The sequence below is a fragment of the Pseudomonas sp. 21LCFQ02 genome, from assembly GCF_024129895.2.
Lineage (GTDB): Bacteria > Pseudomonadota > Gammaproteobacteria > Pseudomonadales > Pseudomonadaceae > Aquipseudomonas.
On record NZ_CM178749.1, the window covers coordinates 4,403,597 to 4,423,256 of the forward strand.

Here is a 19,660-nt window from a genome sequence, read left to right on the forward strand (position 1 = left end):
CCAGTGTTGGTATTAGCCTGGTAGGGGGTCCTTCAGAACGGCGCATCCCCCAGAATCGTGGCGCGATGCATGATGCGGCGTTGTGGGCGGTAGTCGTCGATGGCGAAGTGCTGGGTGATCCGGTTGTCCCAGAACGCCACGTCGTCCTTCTGCCATTGCCAGCGCACGGTGTATTGCGGCTGGGTGGCGTGGCTGAACAGCAACCTGAGGATGGCGTCGCCTTCAAGCTCAGGCAGCTCGTTGATCCGCGTGGTGAACCCCTCATTGACGAACAGCCCCTTGCGGCCGGTGACCGGGTGGGTACGCACCACCGGATGGCTGCTGGGCGGGTTGCGCCGCTTGGCTTCTTCGAAGCGCGACCGCTCCTCATCGGTCACGGCAAAGCGCGATTCAGGGAATGATTTGCTCAGGTCGTGGGTGGCGGTCAGGCCGTCGAGCAAGCGCTTGAGTGGCTCAGACAGCCCGTCATACGCCGCGCTGCTGCTGGCCCAAAGTGTGTCGCCACCGTAGGGCGGCACCTGTTTGGCACTGAGCACGGCACCGAGCGCCGGCGTTTTGAGAAAGCTGACGTCCGAATGCCAGAGCGCATTGTCACGCAGGTCGTTGCGCTCGGTGTCGAGGATCAGCACTTCAGGTTGCTCAGGCACATTGGGGTAGATCGGGTGGATATGCAGGTCACCGAAGTACGCGGCCAGCCGCGCCTGGGAAGCCGGCTGCAGCGGCGGATTACGGAAAAACAGCACCTGATGCTCAAGCAATGCCTGATGCAGCTGCTGGTGGTGGTCGGCGCTCAATGGCAAGCTCAGGTCGACACCGGTGACGCGGGCGCCCAGGGCCGGGCTGATGGGGGTGATTTGCAGGCTCATGCCGGTTCTCTCGTTCAATGCCCGCGCCCATGCCAGGGCACCAGCTTGCGTTGCAGGGCGCGCAGGCCCAGTTCCATGGCGAAAGCGATCAGGGCGATCACCAGAATGCCCAGCACCACCACTTCCGTGACCAGAAACTGCGCGGCCGACTGGACCATGAAACCCAGCCCGTTGGTGGCAGCAATCAGCTCGGCGGCCACCAGCGTCGACCAGCCGACTCCCAGGCCAATCCGGATGCCGATCAGGATGTCCGGCAAGGCGGCCGGGAGGATCACATGGCGGATCAACTGCCGGCGGGTTGCGCCCAGCGACTGTGCCGCACGCACTTTGGTCTGATCGACGTTGCGCACGCCGGTGGCCGTGGCAATGGCGATTGGCGCGAAGATCGCCAGGTAAATCAGCAAAACCTTGGAAAACTCGCCGATACCGAACCAGATCACGATCAGCGGCAGGTAAGCCAGTGGCGGAATAGGCCGGTAGAACTCGATCAACGGATCGAGAATGCCCTGCGCCACACGGTTATGGCCGATGGCGATGCCCACCGGGATGGCAAACACCACCGCTGCCACCAGCGCCAGGCCGATACGTTGCAGGCTGGCGCCCAGATGCTGCCAGAGCGTTGACTCCATGTATCCCTCGGTGGCCAGCAACCAGGCCTTTTGCAGCACGGCAGCAGGAGAGGGTAAAAACAGCGGCTCGATCCACTGTGCGGCAGTGACCGCCCACCAAAGCGCCAACAACGCGCCGAAGGTCAGCGCCGAAATGCTCCGGATGCCCAGTCTTGCCCGTGCGCGGGGCGGACTGTCTGCCGACTGTGTGGATGCTCGGGCCAGGCTTTGCTGGCTGATCTGTGCGCCACTCATGCGACCTCCTTGCGCCCGCTGGCGCTGCGTTGCGAAAACACCCGCTCAAGCACGTGCTCGCGGGTGGCGATGAAGGCTGGGTCGGACTTGATCGCCCGGGCCGGCTCGCCAGCGGCGTAGCGCTGGCCAAAATCGAGTTTCAGATGTTCATCGATCCGGCCAGGCGAAGGCGCCAGCAGAATCAGGTCAGTGGCGAGGAACACCGCTTCTTCGATGTCATGGGTGATCAGAAACACCGGCTTATGGGTGCGTTGCCAGATGGTCAATAGCAGTTCCTGAACCTGTTCGCGGGTGAACGCATCGAGGGCACCGAATGGCTCGTCCATCAGCAACACGCGTGGATCGGCCGCCAATGCCCGCGCCAGGCCGACGCGCTGACGTTGACCGCCGGACAACTCCCAGATCTGCCGCGACTCGAAACCGGCCAGGTCCACCAGGGCCAGCATCTGCCGGGCGGTCTGCTCGCGCTGGCTGCGCTCCACACCGGCCAGTTGCAGACCAAAGCCGACATTGGCCAGCACATCGAGCCAGGGCAGCAGGGCGTCATCCTGGAACACCACACCGCGTTCGGCGCCGGGGCCTTGTACCGGAACGCCATCGAGCGTGATCCGCCCGCTGCTGGGCGCTACGAAACCGGCGATCAGGTTCAGCAGGGACGTCTTGCCACTGCCCGACGGCCCAAGGGCCACCAGCAATTGCTGAGGACCGAGGGTGAGCGAGATGTCGGCCAGCACCGGCTCGGCGGCGCCAGGGTAATGAGCGCTGACGCGTTCAAGTTGCAGCAGGGCCATGGGGCCTCCCGTTTGATCGACTGGTTTGGCAGCTAGAGCTTCTTAGCTAAAGCTTCCCGGCTAAAGCCAATACTGTTCATTTAAGTACTGTATGCCCCCGGTGGGAGCGACCTTGGTCGCGAAGAGGCCAGTAAAAACACTACATCTGCTGTGAATATGCCGCCGTCTTCGCCAGCAAGCTGGCTCCCACCGGTCTAACTGACCAGTATTGCGGCTAAAGCCGGTCCTACTGGATGTATTTGTCGCTGACGTAAGGGCTGTAGTCGCTGAGTACGGTTTCAACCTTGCCTTGTTCTTTGAGGAACGCGGCGGTCTTGGCTACGGCGTCGACCGTGCCGCCACTGAGCAGAGTGGCAGAGCGCTGGGTCTGGGCGTCGGCGTATTCAGAGCCGGCCAGCAGATCAGGCACGTCTTCGGCGTTGGAACCGGTCAGTTTGGCGATCTTTTTCACCTGCTCTGAATCGGCGGTCCACTTGGCCTTGTTGGCGGCGTAGTCAGCGAAAGAGTCGAGGGTAACCTTGGCAAACTTGGCTACCACCTCTGGGTGTTTTTCGGCGTAGTCCTTGCGCGCCACCCATACTTCGAAGGTCGGTGCGCCCCAACGGCCGACTTCTGCGGCATCGGTCAGTACCTTGCCGGTCTTGCGAATTTCACCAAGGGCCGGCGACCAGACAAAGGCACCGTCGATGTCGCCACGTTTCCAGGCGGCGGCGATTTGCAGAGGTTGCAGGTTGACCACTTTGACCTTGCCTTCCAGGCCCCATTGCTTGAGGGCGGCCAGCAGGCTGTAGTGCGAGGTGGACACGAACGGGGTGGCGATGGTCTTGCCGACCAGTTCTTGCGGGTTATTGATGCCGCTGCCATTGCGTACGACCAGAGCCTCGGCGGAGTTGATCTGTGCCGAGACGATAAACGCCACGATCGGCAGCTTGCGCGAAGCGGCGGCAGCCAGCGGGCTGGAGCCCAGGTTGCCGATCTGGACGTCGCCGGAGGCCAGCGCGGTCACCACTTCCGGGCCGCTGTTGAAACGCCGCCAGTCGATTTTCTCGCCAATGGCTTTTTCATAGGCGCCGTCAGCCTGCGGCACTTTGCTGGGGTCAACGCCGGTCTGGTAACCGACCACCAATGGAGCTGCCTGGACATTCAAGGCCAGCAGAGAAGCTGCCAGCGCGGTGAGCAAAGGACGAATGAACGCTTTATGGGCCATGACGAGTCTTCTTCAATAAGTCATAAATTTGGCTGGCGCCGTTGCATGTAAAGATGAAATGCAGGGCAGTCACGCAAGCCAGGCAACGCGGCTGAGGTCCGCTGAAGAGATATTGAAGTTATAAAAAAGGCCAATCCAATAATTAATTGGCATTAGCTTAGGAAGTTCAGCAGGCCAGGCTCTGGCTCGCGTCTGTCAGACCGCGAGGCTGTGATAAAGGCCCGGCTAATAGCCAGAATCATCACGTTTATTTATCATTGCAGGCTTTATATATTGGGTCTTGTTATAACCTTGAGTGCTAAGGATATAGCCGGATGATCTTGGTCAGATCGCTGCGGAACACTTATGAGTCATACCCCCAAACAGATGCGCCTGGGTTTGTTTATCCAGGCTGCCGGTCATCATGCCTCCGGCTGGCGTTACCCTGGCGCGCAGAGCGGCAGCGAAAATTTCGCGCTGGTTCGGCGCCTGACCGAAAGCGCCGAGCGGGCCTGCCTGGACCTGGTGTTTTTCGGTGACAAGCTGGTCACCGGCCCGCAGGAACCGCCGTCAATGATCGTGCGCTTCGAGCCGCTGACCCTGCTCGGGGCGCTGGCAACGGTCACCGAGCGTATTGGCCTGGTCGCCACCGCCTCCACGACCTACGGCGAGCCTTACAATATTGCCCGGCAGTTCGGCACGCTGGACCATATTTCCAACGGCCGGGCCGGCTGGAACGTGGTGACCACCGGCTACGACAGCGCGGCGAACTTCAGCCTGGGCAAGCACCCTGACCATGAGCGGCGTTATGCCCAGGCCGAAGAGTTCGTTGATGTGGTGCGCGGCTTGTGGGACAGCTTCGAGGACGAAGCCTATGTGCGCGATGCGCAAAGCGGTGTGTACCTGGACAGCGAAAAGATGCACCGCCTGGATCACCAGGGCGAGTTCTTCAATATTGCGGGTCCGTTGAACCTGACCCGTGCGCCGCAGGGCCATCCGGTGCTGGTTCAGGCCGGCTCGTCGGGGCCGGGCATGGCGCTGGCCTCGCGAATTGCCGAGGTGGTGTTCACCGCCCAGCAAGACTTGCCCAGCGCCCAGGCCTTTTACCGCGACCTTAAACGCCTCGCGGCCGGGCAGGGTCGTGACCCGGCACATTGCCTGGTGATGCCCGGCATCATGCCGATCATCGGCCGTACCATGAGTGAGGCGCTGGAGCATTTCGAGCGTCTGCAGCAGTGGAATGACCTGGACGCCGCGCTGGCGCTGGTCAGTGATCGTTTGGGGCATGACGTACGCGGCTTCGACCTGGACCAACCGCTACCGGAGCTGCCGCTACCGGAAAACATGAAAAGCCGTGCGCAGTTGCTGCTCGACATGAGCCACAAGGACAGTCTGACCCTGCGTCAGGTCTGTCACCTGGCTGCCGGGGCGCGTGGGCATCGGATTGTGGTGGGCACCGCTCAGCAAGTGGCGGATGAGATGATCGCCTGGTTCGAGAACGAAGCCGCCGACGGTTTCAATCTGATGCCGGCGCATTTTCCTGAAGGGCTGGATGCTTTTGTCGAAGGGGTGCTGCCGATCCTGCGCCAGCGCGGGCTGTTCCGCGAGCGCTATGAAGGGCGGACGTTACGCGAGCATCTGGGATTGCCACGGCCACAGTGGCGTAGACATCCTGTGAGCGACATTGGTCTGGGCGGCATACCGTTCCCGTAGGAGCAGCTTCAGCTGCGAAGCCTTTCGCAGCTGAAGCTGCTCCTGCGGGGTTTATTGGGTAACCGGCTCTGGCGCTACAACAGCTTCCTGCACTGCTTCCAGTGCCGGGATGCCGTCGGTGTGTTCAGTCTTGCGCATTGGCGCGCGACGTACCGGAGCACCATTGGCCTTGAAGTATTTGGCATGACTGCGTGGCAGCGGCTGACGACCACGGATGCGATCGGCGATCTTCTCGGCGAGCATGATGGTGGTGGCGTTGAGGTTGCCGGTGATGATCTCCGGCATGATCGACGCATCGACGACCCGCAGGCCTTGCAGGCCGTGGACACGGCCCTGACCATCGACCACTGCCATATCGTCGGTGCCCATCTTGCACGAGCAGGACGGGTGGAACGCGGTTTCGGCGTGCTCACGCACGAACGCATCGAGCTGCTCGTCGGTCTTGACCTCCAGGCCCGGGCTGATCTCGCGGCCACGGTAAGCGTCCAGTGCCGGCTGGGCAATGATCTCGCGGGTAATCCGGATCGCATCACGAAATTCCTGCCAGTCCTGCTCGGTCGCCATGTAGTTGAACAGGATGCTTGGATGCTCGTGCGGGTCTTTGGACTTGATCTGCACCCGGCCACGGCTCAGCGAGCGCATCGAGCCGACATGAGCCTGGAAGCCATGTTCCTTGACGCCATTGGTGCCGTTGTAATTGATCGCGACGGGCAGGAAGTGGTACTGGATGTTCGGCCATTCGAACTCGGGACGGGTACGGATAAAACCGCCGGCCTCGAACTGGTTGCTGGCGCCGATACCGGTGCCGTTGAACAGCCATTCGGCACCAATGGCCGGCTGGTTCCACCACAACAGCGAAGGGTACAGCGAGACCGGCTGGGTGCAGGCGTACTGGATGTACATTTCCAGGTGGTCTTGCAGGTTTTCGCCGACCCCCGGCAAGTCGTGGACCACCGGTACATTGTGTTTTTCCAGCAGTTCGGCCGGGCCGACACCGGAGCGCTGCAGGATCTGCGGTGAGGCAATCGCGCCAGCGCACAGCAGCACTTCCTTGCGTGCCCAGGCTTCATGCACAGCGCTGCTGTCGCCGATCAGGTAACGCACGCCACTGGCGCGTTTGCCGTTGAACACGATGCGGTCGGTCATGGCGTGGGTGACGATGGTCAGGCTGTCGCGCTGTTTGGCGGTGTCCAGATAGCCACGGGCGGTGCTGGCACGACGACCTTTCGGGGTCACGGTACGGTCCATCGGACCGAAGCCTTCCTGCTGGTAGCCGTTGAGGTCTTCGGTGCGCGGGTAACCCGCTTGCACGCCGGCTTCGACCATCGCGGCGAATAGCGGGTTGTTGTTGGCCTTGGGCGTCGCCACGCTGACCGGACCTTCACCACCGTGCCAGTCGTTGGCGCCGATGTCGCGGGTTTCGGCCTTGCGGTAGTAGGGCAGGCAGTCCAGGTAGCTCCAGTCTTCCAGGCCCGGCAACTGAGCCCAGCCGTCGAGGTCCATGGCGTTACCGCGGATATAGCACATGCCATTGATCAGCGACGAGCCGCCAAGGCCCTTGCCGCGACCGCACTCCATGCGCCGGTTATTCATGTGCGGCTCAGGATCGGTTTCATAGGCCCAGTTGTAGCGGCGGCCCTGCAGCGGAAAGGCCAGTGCTGCCGGCATCTGGGTGCGGAAGTCGAGGCGGTAGTCAGGGCCGCCGGCTTCAAGCAGCAGCACCGTGACACCAGGGTCTTCGGTCAGGCGCGCGGCGAGGGTGTTACCGGCCGAGCCGGCACCGATGATGATGTAATCGTATTCTTGGGACATAAAATGCGTCCTCTATCATGGGGCAATTGTAGGAGCGAGCTTGCTCGCGAAGGCGGACTTGAAGGCGCTAAAGATGTAGCGCCTGATACGGCCCCTTCGCGACCAAGGTCGCTCCTACCGCGTTTACTCAATATCGCGTTGTTCAGAAAACGGAGGCGTAGTCGCCCAGCTCGACCTGTACGGACTTGATGCGGGTGTACTGCGCCAGCGACGAAATGCCGTTTTCACGGCCGACGCCAGACTGCTTGTAGCCACCGACCGGCATTTGCGCGGCCGACTCACCCCAGGCGTTGATCCAGCAAATACCGGCTTCCAGCTGGTGAATCACGCGGTGGGCGCGGGTCAGGTCCTGGGTGACGATACCGGCAGCCAGGCCGTAGTCGGTGTCGTTGGCGCGGCGGATGACTTCTTCTTCGCTGTCGTAGGTCAGGATGCTCATCACCGGGCCGAAGATTTCTTCGCGCACGATGGTCATCTCGTCGGTGCAGTCGGTGAATACCGTCGGCGCCACGTAGGCACCTTGTGCCAGTGCACCTTCAGTCAGGCGCTCGCCGCCAATCAGCAGCCGTGCGCCTTGTTCTTTACCCTTGGCGATGTAGCCCAGCACGCTTTCCATGTGCGCGAAGCTGACCAGCGGGCCGAAGTTGGTGGTCTCGATGGTCGGATCGCCAACCCGGATGCGTTTGACGCGCTCGACGATCTTCGCTTCGAACTCGGCCTTCAGCGCGGTCGGTACAAATACGCGAGTACCGTTGGTGCACACCTGACCGGAGCTGTAGAAGTTGGCCATCATTGCGATGTCGGCGGCCTTGTCCAGGTCGGCGTCGGCGAAAATGATCAGTGGCGACTTGCCGCCCAGTTCCATGGTCACTTCCTTGAGGCTCGAAGCCGACGCGCTGGCCATGACTTTTTTACCGGTGCTGGTGCCACCGGTGAACGAGACCTTCTCGATCTGCGGGTGTTCGGTCAGTGCGCTACCGACATCCCGGCCGCTGCCGGTCAGGACGTTGAACACGCCATCGGGCAGGCCGGCCTGGGTGAAGATCTCGGCCAGTTTCAGGGTGGTCAGGGAGGTGACTTCACTCGGTTTGAAGATCATCGCGTTGCCGGCGGCCAGGGCCGGGGCCGACTTCCACAGGGCGATCTGGATCGGGTAGTTCCATGCACCGATACCGGCGGTGATGCCCAGTGGCTCGCGGCGGGTATAGACAAAGGATGTGTCACGCAGCGGGATTTGCTCACCTTCAATGGCGACCGCCAGGCCTGCGTAGTACTCCAGCACATCGGCACCGGTGACGATGTCGACGTAGCGGGTTTCCGAATAGGCCTTGCCGGTGTCCAGGGTTTCGAGCTGAGCCAGCTCGTCGTTGCGCTCACGCAGGATGTCCACGGCGCGGCGCAGAATCCGCGAGCGTTCGGTCGCGGTCATCGCAGCCCAGACTTTCTGGCCTTTCTCGGCGCTCTTCACCGCGCGGTCAACGTCAGCGGCAGTGGCGCGCTGCACCTTGGCCAGGACTTCACCGTTGGCTGGGTTGATGGCGTCAAAGGTCTCGGTGCCGCTGGCGTCGACATAACCGCCATCGATATAGAGTTTTTGCGTTTCAAAACGGGCCATAGGGTTCTCGCAAGGCAAATGGTTGATTGGCGATTCGCATCCTGATCCAGATGCAAGGAGCCAGGACTCAGGCGCGATTTCTCATTCGTGCGGTGCGGTGCACCGGCGCATAGGGCCGCCAAAGGTCGGGCCATGGCTGGCCGTGATAACGAAATTCAGCCTACCTTTTTTATATTGAACAATCAATCAATAACAAATAAGCTCTGCGACAATCTGCCGCTGTTGGCTGTTTCCTTGAACAGTCAAGCGGTCGCAGAGAGGCATTCCGTAAAGTTTGTGACAGGGCATGACGCCAGACGTTCGCGATATTTCGCTGCACGTTCGCTCAAGTCCTGCAGCGGCTCCCGATTCACGATACTTGCGCAGACAGGTGGGAGCCGTGCGCCGCCTGATGCGCCCTGACTCATGGATGCCGGCACACATGGGCTGCCGGCTTTAGCCTGCGGCGTTATTCACCTCGCTCTGCCTTGGAGCCGTGCAATGAGTTCTGCCTCCCTGATAAAGGCTTCCACCGAGAAGCCAAGGGTCAACCGCGTGGTGTTCTTCACTTCGGCGCTGTTGGTCCTGCTATTGACTGCCTTGCTGATCGCTGCACCCGAAACCGCTGGCCGTGTGCTGGGGCAGGCCCAGGCCTGGCTGTCGCGCAATTTCGGCTGGTACTACATGTTGATGATTGCCGCCTACCTGGTGTTCGTGATCGGTATCGCGTTCAGCTCGTTCGGTAAACTCAAACTGGGCAGCAAGGATGATCAGCCCGATTTCAGCTACGGCGCCTGGGCCGGCATGCTGTTCTCTTCCGGCATCGGCATTTCATTGTTGTACTTCGGCGCTTCCGAGCCGCTGGACCATTACTTCAATCCGCCCGAGGGCCCTGCGGCCAGCCTGGAGGCGGCGCGGCAGGGGCTGCAATTGACCTTTCTGCACTGGGGGCTGCATGGCTGGGCGATCTACGCGCTGGTCGGGCTGGCGGTGGCGTACTTCGCCTACCGGCACAACCAGCCGCTGGCACTGCGCTCGGCGCTGTACCCGCTGATGGGGGAACGTTGGGTCAAGGGCGTGGCGGGAGACACCGTCGACATCTTCGGCATGTTCGTGACCCTGCTGGGCCTGGTCACCAACCTGGGCATCGGTTCGATGCAGGTGGCCTCAGGGCTGGAGTATCTGTTTGGCATTGAGCACAGCAACAGCAACCTGCTGATCGTCATTCTGGTGATGAGCACTGTGGCGACCATTGCGGCGGTTTCCGGTGTCGAAAACGGTATTCGCCGCCTGTCGAACCTGAACATCGTGCTGTTCAGCAGCCTGTTGTTGTTCGTGCTGTTGGCCGGCCCCACCCAGTACCTGCTCAACGGCTTTGTGCAGAATATCGGCGACTACCTCAATGGCCTGGTGCTGAAGACCTTCGATCTCTACGTGTACGAGAACGCCGCCGCGCGCTCGGAGCGCTGGCTGGGGCTGTGGACCGTGTTCTATTGGGCGTGGTGGATTTCCTGGGGGCCATTCGTGGGCATGTTCATCGCCCGAATCTCCCGTGGCCGCACGGTGCGCGAGCTGGTCGCCGGCGTGCTGTTGATCCCGCTGGGCTTCACCCTGGCCTGGCTGTCGATTTTCGGTAATACCGCACTGGACCTGGTGATCAACGGCGGCGCTGCGGAGCTGGGCAAGATCGCCGTGGAACAGCCGGCCATGTCGATCTATAAACTGCTGGAGTACTTCCCGGCCGCCAAGGTGGTGGTCGGGGTGGCAATTTTCGTCGGCTTCGTGCTGTTCCTGACCCCGGCCGATTCCGGTGCGGTGATGATGGCCAACCTTTCCTGCAAGGGCGGCGATGTGGACGAAGACGCACCGCACTGGATGCGCATCGTCTGGTCGGCGATCATCACTCTGGTGACCATCGGGCTGTTGCTGGCGGGTAACTTCGAGGCGATGCAGACCATGGTCGTGCTGGCGGGGCTGCCGTTCTCGGTGGTACTGGCGGTGTTTATGTATGGTTTGTACAAGGCCATGCAGCAGGACCAGTTGCAGGAACAGACCAAAGCCGAACTGGCCGCTCGCGGGCGGCGCGGTTTTGCCGAGCGGTTGGGCCAGATGGACCTGCAACCTAACCAGGCCACGGTGCAGCGCTTCATGGATCAACACGTCAGTCCCGCGCTGAAGGACGCCGTGCTGCAATTGCAGGAGCGGGGTTTTGAGGTGGTCAGCCGGGTAGGGCAGTCGCGCTCGATGATGGGTTTGCGCATTGATCTGGAGGAGGGCAACCCGTTCGTTTACGAAGTCAGCCTGGACGGTTATCTGGCGGCACCGAATGACCTCGGCAGTGACGGCGACAGTGAGCCACGCAGGCGTTTCTACCGGGCCGAGGTGTATCTGTTTACCGGCAGCCAGGAGTACGACCTGATGGGCTTTACCCAGGAGCAGATCACCCAGGACGTACTCGATCAGTTCGACACCCACCAACATCGCCTGGACCGGGTGTATACCTGATCTTCAGTAGATTTCTCGTAGGAGCGGCTTCAGCCGCGAAGGCTTCAAAGCTCAAGCGTGTAGCCGCCTGGCCGCTCCTACGAGGTGGCGCCAATCATTTGATGGAAATCAAATGATCAATCATTCGCATGATTTGGAATTAGATTATGTCCAAAGCGAATTTCACACGATCCCGGCAAGTGGTTAGCTTATAACCATATCGGTTATTCAGAGCGATCCAATAGATCGCCAGACGCAAGGGATCGGACACAATGAGCAAGCGACAGATCAAACTCGGCGCCCTGACCATGGGTTGCGGCGGGCCGGGCAAGCACAACCTGTGGCTTGATCCGCAGTTGCCGGCCGATGCCAGTGTGAACATCGACTGGTACATCGACATCGCCCGCCAGGCGGAAGCCGCACTGTTTGATCTGATTTTCATCGTCGACAGCCAGTTCATCACTCCCGGCTCGCCCTCGCATTACCTCAACCGGCTGGAACCGCTGACCCTGTTATCAGCGCTGGCGGTCAGCACCAGACACATCGGCCTGGTCGGCACCCTGACCACTTCCTATAACGCGCCGTTCAACGTCGCCCGGCGTCTGGCGTCGCTGGACCTGATCAGCAAGGGCCGCGCTGGCTGGAATGTGGTCACCAGCGGCGACGCCGGCACCTCAGGCAACTATGGGCTGGACGAGCACTACGACTACGACACCCGCTACAGCCGCGCCCAAGAGCACGTCGAGGTGGTGCAAAAACTGTGGCACTCCTATGAGGACGATGCCTTCACCCGTGACCGCAGCACAGGCGAGTTTCTCGACACCAGCAAGCTGCACGCCCTGCATCACAAAGGCGAACATTTCTCGGTGGCCGGACCGCTGAACATCCAGCGTTCGCCGCAGGGCCAGCCGGTGATTTTCCAGGCCGGTGACTCGCAGCAGGGCCGCGAGCTGGGCGCCGCCACGGCGGATGTGATTTTCACCCACGCCGCCAGCATCGAGCAGGGCCAGGCGTTCTACCGCGATATAAAAGAACGTGCCCGGCGCCTGGGGCGTGACCCCGAGCAGATCCTGATTCTGCCGGGCGCGGAGATTTACGTGGGCGATACCGACCAACACGCCCGGGAAATCGAGCGCCACTACCATCAGCAAGACCACAGCTTCGAACTGGCGCTCAAAGAGTTCGGGCGTAACTTCGGCTGGTACGATTTCAGCCAATACGACCTGGACGCGCCATTCCCGCAAGAGAGCCTGGAATATGCGCGTAGCAGCTTCTTCACCAACGCCAAACGCATTGCCGATCAGGCGCGGGAAAAGGGCTTCAGCTTGCGCCAGGCTGTGGAGTTTGGCCGACAACTGCGGCCAGGGGCGTTTGTTGGCTCGGCTGAAACCGTGGCGGCGAAATTGACCGAATGGTTCGAGGCGCGTGCGGTGGATGGCTACAACATCTATATCGGCCATCCGGGACAGTTCAAGCGCTTCACTCAGGAGGTGATTCCGCTGTTGCAGGAGCGCGGGGTGTATCGCCGCGAATATGAAGGCAGCACATTACGCGAAAGCCTGGGGCTGGAAATTCCGCGGTTCAGTCGCAGATCATAAGCACTGCACCGCTGTGGCAGCGACCCTGATCGCGAAAGGGCCAGTAAGGGATAAAAATCCTCCGCCGATGGTCAGCATGTCACTGACATTTTCGAAGGAACAGTCTCATGACGATCTACCTGGCTGGCGAAAGCACCTTGCAGGTTGGAACCCCTTTGGTCCTTGAAGCGCCAGCGCAGGAGGGGCCGTACGTGGTGGTATTTGAAGACGATGAGGACACAGGCTACTTCTACGCCTTGGACACCAGTGCTGACGGCAATCCGATTCAGGATGCCTTGCATATCTATAACGTCAGCAATGTATCTGACCGTAATCAGCCATCGACAGTGAAAATCGGCTGGTCCACCGACCATCGCAAGGCGGTGCTGCTGGTCAATGATTATCCTCACGCGATTTTCGATTTCGACAGCAAACAGGGCTATTGCCGCAGCGGTTTCCCGGAGCCGGCGGGTAACGGTTGGTCGCAGAAGGGTCACGATTGGGATGACGAGGCGCTGAATCTTTTTGCCTGATCTTTTTTGCCTGGGGCCCGGCGTCGCCGGACCATTCAAAGCCGGAAACGCATCACGCTTGCCTGCATCCCCTCAGCAATATTGCCCAGCCGCTGGGCAGCGGCAGCCAGGTCATTCATGACCTGGTTGTTGTCGTGCGCCATGCGGGCGATCAATTCGACCTGTTGCGCAACCTCCTGACTGGCCTTGGATTGTTCGGTGATGGTCTGGGAGATTTCTTCGACCACCGTCGCCGACTGGCGCGCGCCCTGACGAATCTGCCTGATCGAATCGCCTGCCTGCGTGGCCAGTTCCACACCTTCACGTACCCGAGAGACGCCGGTCTGCATGCTGTCGACCGCCTGGCCGGTGCTTTGCCGGATACGTTCGATCATTGCGGTGATTTCCCGGGTCGATTGCGCGGTACGTGCAGCCAGACCGCGAACTTCGTCAGCCACCACGGCAAAGCCTCTGCCGGCTTCACCGGCGCGGGCCGCTTCGATGGCGGCATTGAGCGCGAGCAGGTTGGTCTGTTCGGCGATGCTGTTGATCACCTGGATGATCGAGTGAATCTCTTCCGAACTCTGGCCCAGCGCCGTGATGGTTTCTGAAGAGCGGTTGACCGCCACGTCGATACCCTGCATGCCTTCCACCACGTTGAGGATCACATCGCCGCCGTCACTGGCCAGGCGTTCAGACTGGCTGGAGAACGACTGTGCATCCCGGGCATGCTCGGCGATCCTGGCGATGTTGGTGATCATCTGTTCGGTCGCGGCGGCCATGCTCGAGGCGCTTTGCGATTGCTGGCTGGCGCGCTGTACCAGGCTGGTAGAAGACTGTCCCAACTCCTGGACGACACTGTGCAGCAGCTGGTTTTCCTGCTGAATCGCCTGAATCATCCGTCGCAGGTTATCGCGCATTTCAGCCAATGCACGCAGCAGCCGTCCGGTTTCATCGCGGTCGTGCGCGTCAATCTCGCCGGTGAGGTCGCCCTGAGCGATGCGTTCGGCAATACGCATGGTGCTGCCCAGTGGCCGCAGCACCGAACGCAATAGTTGTAGCGTACACAGCAGCATCACCACGCTGACCAGCGCGATGCCGCCGCCCAGTACCGTAACGCTCTGCTGCAGAGCCGCGCGGCTTTGCTCGCGAGTGGCTTCGGCATTGTTGCTGATCAGGTCGCTGAGCGCCGAATTGCGCTCTTCAAGCACCTTGAATTTGTCCAGAAACGCCGGCAACTGCGCGCGCGCCTGGTCAGGCGACTCCAGCGCCAGGCCTATGATCGACGTGGCGCTGCTTATATAGGCTTCCAGAACCGGTTGCAGGTCACCGATAGCCTGCTTCAGGTCGGCATCAAGGGGCAGGGCGAGGTTGTTCTGGACCACGCTACGGAACCACTTTGCATGCTCATCGAGGTCGGTCAGCAACTGATCCACTTCGGCCTTGTCCTGACGATCGACCAGCAGCGCCGCGAGCACATCGGCACGCAGGGCATCGTGCATCATGTCGCCCTCCATATGATTACGAATCGCGGTCAGGCTGTCGTCATTACGGGTCAGGGCGGTGTTCTGGGCATGTTGCCCGAGCAGCCCGGCGGCACCGAGTAACCAGACGGCGAGGGTGCCGACCAGACCGAAACCGATAATCTTCTGGCGAATATTCATGATGCGACATCCCTGATTCAGCAGTGTGAGCCAAGCATAGATTGTGATGGGCGGTATTGTCTTGTAGCGCGGCGCAGCACTCAGGCCAGGCAACGCCCTAATGGAGTGCGGTGCGCCCCACACGAGCGCACAGGCCCTGCGTGATCGCTTGCCAGAAAACCGCGCAGCGACGCTCGTGTTGGCCCGTGAGGGCCGACTGGCAAGGCTGCCAGGCTGATCAAAGCGCCTGCCCGACATGTTGGCACGCCTCTGGCATTAGCCTTGGTGTGCGGGAGTAGCGCGAGCTATAGCACCAAAATCTGAAAATGGTTGGCTAGGGTTCCGGCTTGCGAAAGCGAGCGTCAGGTCCGAGAGCTGACGACCTCCAGTTGAGGTTACACGGCGGGATAAAAGCCCGGGAGACAGACCACCTGATGCAACGGGTGTCGCGCTGCTCCTTGTCCGTCCACAGTCAACTGGAGTCCCTCCATGCGAAAGTCATTTGTTAGCGCTGTCCTGGCCGCAAGCCTTGTGCTGTTCGCCAGCCCTCATTCCAAAGCCGCGGTCAAAACCGACTTCGACATCTGCTGGACGATCTATGCAGGCTGGATGCCTTGGGAATACGCCGCCTCTGAGGGCATCATCAAAAAGTGGGCCGACAAATACGGCATCCAGATCAAGCTCACTCAGGTCAACGATTACGTAGAGTCGATCAACCAGTACACGGCTGGCCAGTTCGATGGCTGCTCGATGACCAATATGGACGCATTGACCATTCCGGCCGCGGGCGGCGTTGACAGCACCGCGCTGATCGTCGGCGACTATTCCAACGGTAACGACGGTGTGGTGCTCAAGGGCAAGGGCAAGACGCTGCAAGACCTCAAGGGCATGAACGTCAACCTGGTCGAGTTGTCGGTTTCCCATTATCTGTTGGCCCGGGGCCTGGACACTGTCGGGCTCAAGGAGCGTGACCTGAAGGTCATCAATACCTCCGATGCCGACATTGCCGCCGCCTTCGATACCCGCGATGTGCAGGCGGTGACCACCTGGAATCCGATGCTGGCCGAGATCACCGCCAAGCCGGATGTCACCCAGGTGTTCGATTCCAGCAAGATCCCCGGCGAGATTCTTGACCTGTTGGTCGTCAATACCCAGACCCTGCAAGACAACCCCGCGCTGGGCAAGGCCCTTACCGGCGCCTGGTATGAAGTCATGGCCTTGATGGCCAGCCAGTCAGCAGAGCAGCAACGCGCCCTGGAACACATGGCCAAAGCCTCCGGCACCAGCCTGGACGGCTTCAAGAGCCAGCTTGCCACCACCCACTTGTTCGCCACCCCCCAGTCGGCCCTGGCATTCGTGCGCAGTCCGGAACTCGCCAACACCATGCACAAGGTTGCTGCATTCTCCTTTGACCATGGTTTGCTGGGCGACGGCGCCGCAGACAGCGGCGCCGTGGGGATGAGCTTTGCCAGCGGCCAGGTGCTTGGCAACCAGGCCAACCTCAAGCTGAGGTTCGATCCGGCCTACGTGCAGATGGCTGCTGACGGTTCGCTTTGAAAAGGGGCACATCATGCGTTTGATCAATCGCCACCCGGACCGCCCCTCACGCATGCTGCTGATGCTGCTGCCTTTCGTGTTGGTGCTGTTTGCCTATTTTGTCAGTTCAGCCCAGCGGCTGGCTGACAATCCCAATGACAAATTACTGCCTGGCGCAGCGCAGATGGGCGCAGCGATCGAGCGGGTGGCTTTTGTCGAGGACAAACGCAGCGGTGAGTACCTGCTCTGGCAGGACACCGGTTCAAGCCTCAAGCGGCTGGCCACGGGCCTGGCGATCAGTGCGGCGCTGGGGCTGTGCCTGGGGATTGCCTCCGGGGCCTTGCCCATCTTCGGCGCATCGTTGTCGCCGCTGCTGGTGGTGCTGTCGATGGTGCCACCGCTGGCGATCCTGCCGATCCTGTTCATTGTCTTTGGCCTGGGCGAGCTGTCGAAGGTGATGCTGATCGTGATCGGCATCACCCCGATCCTGCCCGGGATCTGGAGCAGCGGGTCCGCGAAATCCCGGCGGAGCTACTGATCAAGGCGCAAACCCTGGGGGCGACCAGCTGGACGCTGATCCTGCGAGTGGTCTTGCCGCAACTGTTACCCCGGCTGCTCATTTCGCTGCGGCTGGTACTGGGCTCGGCCTGGCTGTTTCTGATCGCCGCTGAAGCGATCGCCTCGGAAGATGGCCTGGGTTACCGGATTTTTCTGGTACGGCGCTACCTGGCGATGGACGTGATTTTGCCCTACGTGGTGTGGATCACGCTGCTGGCCTGGCTGACCGACTGGCTGCTCAAGACCCTCACACGCCGGGCTTTCCCTTGGTATGAAGGGGCACGCCCATGAGCTTTATCGAAGTCAGCAATGTCTGGCAGCAATACGGTGAGCATGTCGTGCTCGAAGGCCTGAACCTCAGTATTGCCGAAGGTGAGTTCTGCACCATGGTGGGCGCCTCGGGCTGTGGCAAGTCGACCTTCCTGCGCATGCTGCTGGGCCAGGAACGGCCGAGCCGGGGGCAGATCCTGCTCAACGGCCAACCGCTGGTGGCCGAACCCGATTCCAGCCGGGGCGTGGTTTTCCAGCGCTATTCGGTGTTCCCGCATCTGAGTGTGCTGGACAACGTGGCGCTGGGCCTTGAGCTGCCCCGTGCGCCCTGGCTGGGCCGCCTGCTGGGGCGGGCAAAGCGTGAAGCCCGTGAGCAGGCTGCGCAACTGCTGGCCAGGGTGGGGCTGGCTCAGGCGCAAGACAAGTACCCCAGCCAGTTGTCCGGCGGCATGCAGCAGCGTCTGGCGATTGCCCAGGCGCTGATCATGAAACCCAAGGTGCTGCTGCTCGACGAGCCGTTCGGCGCGCTGGACCCAGGCATTCGCAAGGACATGCATGCCTTGCTGCTGGAGCTGTGGCAAGAGACCGGGCTGACGGTGTTTATGGTGACCCATGACCTGAGTGAAGGGTTCAGCCTCGGCACCCGCCTGCTGGTCTTTGACAAGGTGCGTCTGGACCCACATGCGCCCACGGCCTTCGGCTCGCGGGTGACGTATGACCTGCCGCTTAACAGCCAACGCACCAGCGCCATGTCGGGCTTTATCCCTGAATCCTTATCGCTGCACACAGGAAGCTAATCATGTCTTACACACAGACCATCGCAGAAGACCTGCTGCCAGGCGGCGGGCATCTGTCATTTGTGCTCAAACGCGGGCAAGTCGTGCGGTTTACCGACCTTGAGGGTGGCGCCAATGTCAGCCTGATGCTGTTCAACGCCCATGAGAAAAGCGAGCGGCTGAACCTGCCCGATTCCCTCAAATGCCAGCACACCGCAAAGCTGACCCGCGGCCATTGCCTGTATTCAGACATGGGCCGGGTACTGGCGGCGATCACTCAGGACAGCACCGGCTGGAGCGACAGCATCGGTGGCGTGCTCAACGCAGACGAGGTGCAAGAGAAATATGGCGTCGGCCGCTACCAGGAACTGCGTAACGGTTTTTACCGCAACGGGACCGACAACCTGCTGGTGGAAATGGGCAAATGGGACCTGCAACTGACCGATCTGACCATGCCGCTGAACCTGTTCAGTCGTGTTGAGGTGGACGAGCAGGGCGGGTTGCACTTCGCCCAAGGGCATTCGCAAGCCGGCGATGTCATCGAGCTGTATGCGCCCATGGACACGCTGTTTGTGGTGACCGCCTTGCAACACCCAATGGACCCGGCACCTGTGTACGCGCCCAAGCCGGTCCAGCTCACGTTCGCCAACGCTGACGAGTCGGTGGCCGAGCATTGCCGCACCTCGCGTCCAGAGAACGAGCGCGGCTTTATCAATACCCATCGCCTGTTTGCTTGAGGACTTGCCATGACCCGTAACCTGCAACCCGACACCGCTGCTTTCAGGGCAACCATTGCGGCCGGTGAGCCATGGCTTGGCGAAGTCAAGGCCGGGCAGACCCTGCGCATTCTTGACCTGGAAGGCAATCAGGCAATCGATACGCTGTTCTACAGTACGGCCAACCCCCGCGAGCGCTACGACGTGCAGCGCACGCTGCGCAAGCAGGCAAACGTCTATCTGGGCGAGGGCAGCGTGCTCTACTCCAACCTGGGCCGGCCGATGCTGACCATCACCCAGGACAACTGCGGTCGCCACGATACCCTTGGCGGCGCCTGCGCCCAAGAGAGCAACACGGTGCGCTATGCCCTGGAAAAACGCCACATGCACAGTTGCCGCGACAACTACCTGCGTGCTTGCTGCCACGATGGCCGGCTTGGCAAGCGCGACATCGCGCCGAACATCAACTTCTTCATGAACGTGCCGGTGACACCTGACGGTGGCCTGACGTTTGAAGACGGCATCTCGGGGGCAGGCAAGTACGTGCAACTGACGGCGCAAATGGATGTGATGGTGCTGATTTCCAACTGCCCGCAGCTCAACAACCCCTGCAACGGCTACAACCCGACCCCTGCGCAGGTGCTGATATGGAACTGAAGCCACTGCTTGAGCGTATCCGCCAGTGGCTGTTCAAGGCCTGTGAGATCCGCGCCGGCCAGTATCGAGGCGAGCCGCCCAAGGCCCCCGACAACCATCGCTGAGT

Annotated in this window: 13 protein-coding genes, 4 pseudogenes and 1 riboswitch; of the genes and pseudogenes, 9 read left to right on the forward strand and 8 right to left on the reverse strand. The window is 61.2% G+C overall.

What is annotated here, in order from left to right; all coding sequences use genetic code 11:
• Positions 1–32: 32 nt before the first annotated feature.
• From tauD to tauA, 4 genes and pseudogenes are all read right to left on the reverse strand, one after another.
• Positions 33–866 carry a taurine dioxygenase gene (tauD, locus tag NJC40_RS20050; RefSeq protein WP_253140825.1) on the reverse strand — a complete coding sequence of 278 codons (834 nt, stop codon included), beginning with the start codon at positions 864–866 and terminating at the stop codon, positions 33–35.
• A gap of 14 nt (positions 867–880) precedes the next feature.
• Positions 881–1,639: pseudogene (gene tauC / locus NJC40_RS20055) on the reverse strand (taurine ABC transporter permease TauC); the annotation flags it as partial.
• Between the two features lie 86 nt (positions 1,640–1,725).
• On the reverse strand, positions 1,726–2,520 hold the full coding sequence (gene tauB / locus NJC40_RS20060; protein WP_253140824.1) for a taurine ABC transporter ATP-binding subunit: 795 nt from the start codon (positions 2,518–2,520) through the stop codon (positions 1,726–1,728).
• Positions 2,521–2,746: 226 nt separating this feature from the next.
• Complete coding sequence (gene tauA / locus NJC40_RS20065) at positions 2,747–3,727, reverse strand: taurine ABC transporter substrate-binding protein (protein ID WP_253140823.1); 981 nt, start codon at positions 3,725–3,727, stop codon at positions 2,747–2,749.
• Positions 3,728–4,072: 345 nt separating this feature from the next.
• On the opposite strand from tauA, the gene NJC40_RS20070 reads away from it, so the two are divergent.
• Positions 4,073–5,419, forward strand: a complete 1,347-nt coding sequence (locus NJC40_RS20070) for an LLM class flavin-dependent oxidoreductase (RefSeq protein ID WP_253140822.1) — start codon at positions 4,073–4,075, stop codon at positions 5,417–5,419.
• Between the two features lie 132 nt (positions 5,420–5,551).
• On the opposite strand, the pseudogene betA reads toward NJC40_RS20070, so the two are convergent.
• Positions 5,552–7,231 (reverse strand): annotated as a pseudogene (betA, locus tag NJC40_RS20075) (choline dehydrogenase); the annotation flags it as partial.
• A 142-nt stretch (positions 7,232–7,373) separates the two neighbouring features.
• The gene (gene betB, locus NJC40_RS20080) at positions 7,374–8,846 is read right to left on the reverse strand and encodes a betaine-aldehyde dehydrogenase (protein ID WP_253140821.1); all 1,473 of its coding nucleotides are present in this window, start codon (positions 8,844–8,846) and stop codon (positions 7,374–7,376) included.
• Positions 8,847–9,383: 537 nt separating this feature from the next.
• Here betB and NJC40_RS20085 point away from each other — a divergent pair.
• From NJC40_RS20085 to NJC40_RS20095, 3 genes are all read left to right on the forward strand, one after another.
• The gene (locus tag NJC40_RS20085) at positions 9,384–11,330 is read left to right on the forward strand and encodes a BCCT family transporter (protein WP_253140932.1); all 1,947 of its coding nucleotides are present in this window, start codon (positions 9,384–9,386) and stop codon (positions 11,328–11,330) included.
• A 251-nt stretch (positions 11,331–11,581) separates the two neighbouring features.
• The gene (locus tag NJC40_RS20090) at positions 11,582–12,907 is read left to right on the forward strand and encodes an LLM class flavin-dependent oxidoreductase (RefSeq protein WP_253140820.1); all 1,326 of its coding nucleotides are present in this window, start codon (positions 11,582–11,584) and stop codon (positions 12,905–12,907) included.
• Between the two features lie 107 nt (positions 12,908–13,014).
• Positions 13,015–13,419 carry a DUF2251 domain-containing protein gene (locus NJC40_RS20095; RefSeq protein WP_253140819.1) on the forward strand — a complete coding sequence of 135 codons (405 nt, stop codon included), beginning with the start codon at positions 13,015–13,017 and terminating at the stop codon, positions 13,417–13,419.
• Positions 13,420–13,454: 35 nt separating this feature from the next.
• Here the strand turns inward: NJC40_RS20095 and NJC40_RS20100 are convergent, their stop codons facing one another.
• Positions 13,455–14,318 carry a methyl-accepting chemotaxis protein gene (locus NJC40_RS20100; RefSeq protein WP_492180577.1) on the reverse strand — a complete coding sequence of 288 codons (864 nt, stop codon included), beginning with the start codon at positions 14,316–14,318 and terminating at the stop codon, positions 13,455–13,457.
• Between the two features lie 39 nt (positions 14,319–14,357).
• A pseudogene (locus NJC40_RS20105) lies at positions 14,358–15,299 on the reverse strand (MCP four helix bundle domain-containing protein); the annotation flags it as partial.
• A 65-nt stretch (positions 15,300–15,364) separates the two neighbouring features.
• Positions 15,365–15,465, forward strand: a riboswitch (guanidine-I (ykkC/yxkD leader).
• A gap of 65 nt (positions 15,466–15,530) precedes the next feature.
• Here NJC40_RS20105 and NJC40_RS20110 point away from each other — a divergent pair.
• The 5 genes and pseudogenes from NJC40_RS20110 (at position 15,531) to NJC40_RS20130 (ending at position 19,554) form a co-directional block, all read left to right on the forward strand.
• Positions 15,531–16,598, forward strand: coding sequence for a putative urea ABC transporter substrate-binding protein (locus NJC40_RS20110; protein WP_253140817.1), 1,068 nt, complete (start codon positions 15,531–15,533; stop codon positions 16,596–16,598).
• Between the two features lie 13 nt (positions 16,599–16,611).
• Positions 16,612–17,426, forward strand: a pseudogene (locus NJC40_RS20115) (ABC transporter permease).
• A complete protein-coding gene (locus NJC40_RS20120) occupies positions 17,423–18,202 on the forward strand; it encodes an ABC transporter ATP-binding protein (RefSeq protein WP_253140816.1) in 780 nt (259 codons plus the stop codon). The pseudogene NJC40_RS20115 and the gene NJC40_RS20120 overlap by 4 nt, the downstream one beginning before the upstream one ends.
• Before the next feature lie 2 nt (positions 18,203–18,204).
• Positions 18,205–18,918 (forward strand): urea amidolyase associated protein UAAP1, encoded by a 714-nt coding sequence (locus NJC40_RS20125; protein WP_045491140.1) that lies wholly within the window; start codon positions 18,205–18,207, stop codon positions 18,916–18,918.
• Positions 18,919–18,927: 9 nt separating this feature from the next.
• Complete coding sequence (locus NJC40_RS20130; RefSeq protein WP_253140815.1) at positions 18,928–19,554, forward strand: urea amidolyase associated protein UAAP2; 627 nt, start codon at positions 18,928–18,930, stop codon at positions 19,552–19,554.
• Positions 19,555–19,660 lie beyond the last annotated feature (106 nt).

Excerpts from the sequence above, each read along its gene's own strand:
- NJC40_RS20090 (WP_253140820.1), top strand. The coding sequence starts at position 11,582 with ATGAGCAAGCGACAGATCAAACTCGGCGCCCTGACCATGGGTTGCGGC.
- NJC40_RS20130 (WP_253140815.1), top strand. The coding sequence starts at position 18,928 with ATGACCCGTAACCTGCAACCCGACACCGCTGCTTTCAGGGCAACCATT.
- NJC40_RS20070 (WP_253140822.1), top strand. The coding sequence starts at position 4,073 with ATGAGTCATACCCCCAAACAGATGCGCCTGGGTTTGTTTATCCAGGCT.
- NJC40_RS20125 (WP_045491140.1), top strand. The coding sequence starts at position 18,205 with ATGTCTTACACACAGACCATCGCAGAAGACCTGCTGCCAGGCGGCGGG.
- tauB (WP_253140824.1), bottom strand. The coding sequence starts at position 2,520 with ATGGCCCTGCTGCAACTTGAACGCGTCAGCGCTCATTACCCTGGCGCC.
- NJC40_RS20095 (WP_253140819.1), top strand. The coding sequence starts at position 13,015 with ATGACGATCTACCTGGCTGGCGAAAGCACCTTGCAGGTTGGAACCCCT.
- NJC40_RS20120 (WP_253140816.1), top strand. The coding sequence starts at position 17,423 with ATGAGCTTTATCGAAGTCAGCAATGTCTGGCAGCAATACGGTGAGCAT.
- tauD (WP_253140825.1), bottom strand. The coding sequence starts at position 866 with ATGAGCCTGCAAATCACCCCCATCAGCCCGGCCCTGGGCGCCCGCGTC.
- betB (WP_253140821.1), bottom strand. The coding sequence starts at position 8,846 with ATGGCCCGTTTTGAAACGCAAAAACTCTATATCGATGGCGGTTATGTC.
- tauA (WP_253140823.1), bottom strand. The coding sequence starts at position 3,727 with ATGGCCCATAAAGCGTTCATTCGTCCTTTGCTCACCGCGCTGGCAGCT.
- NJC40_RS20100 (WP_492180577.1), bottom strand. The coding sequence starts at position 14,318 with ATGCGCGATAACCTGCGACGGATGATTCAGGCGATTCAGCAGGAAAAC.
- NJC40_RS20110 (WP_253140817.1), top strand. The coding sequence starts at position 15,531 with ATGCGAAAGTCATTTGTTAGCGCTGTCCTGGCCGCAAGCCTTGTGCTG.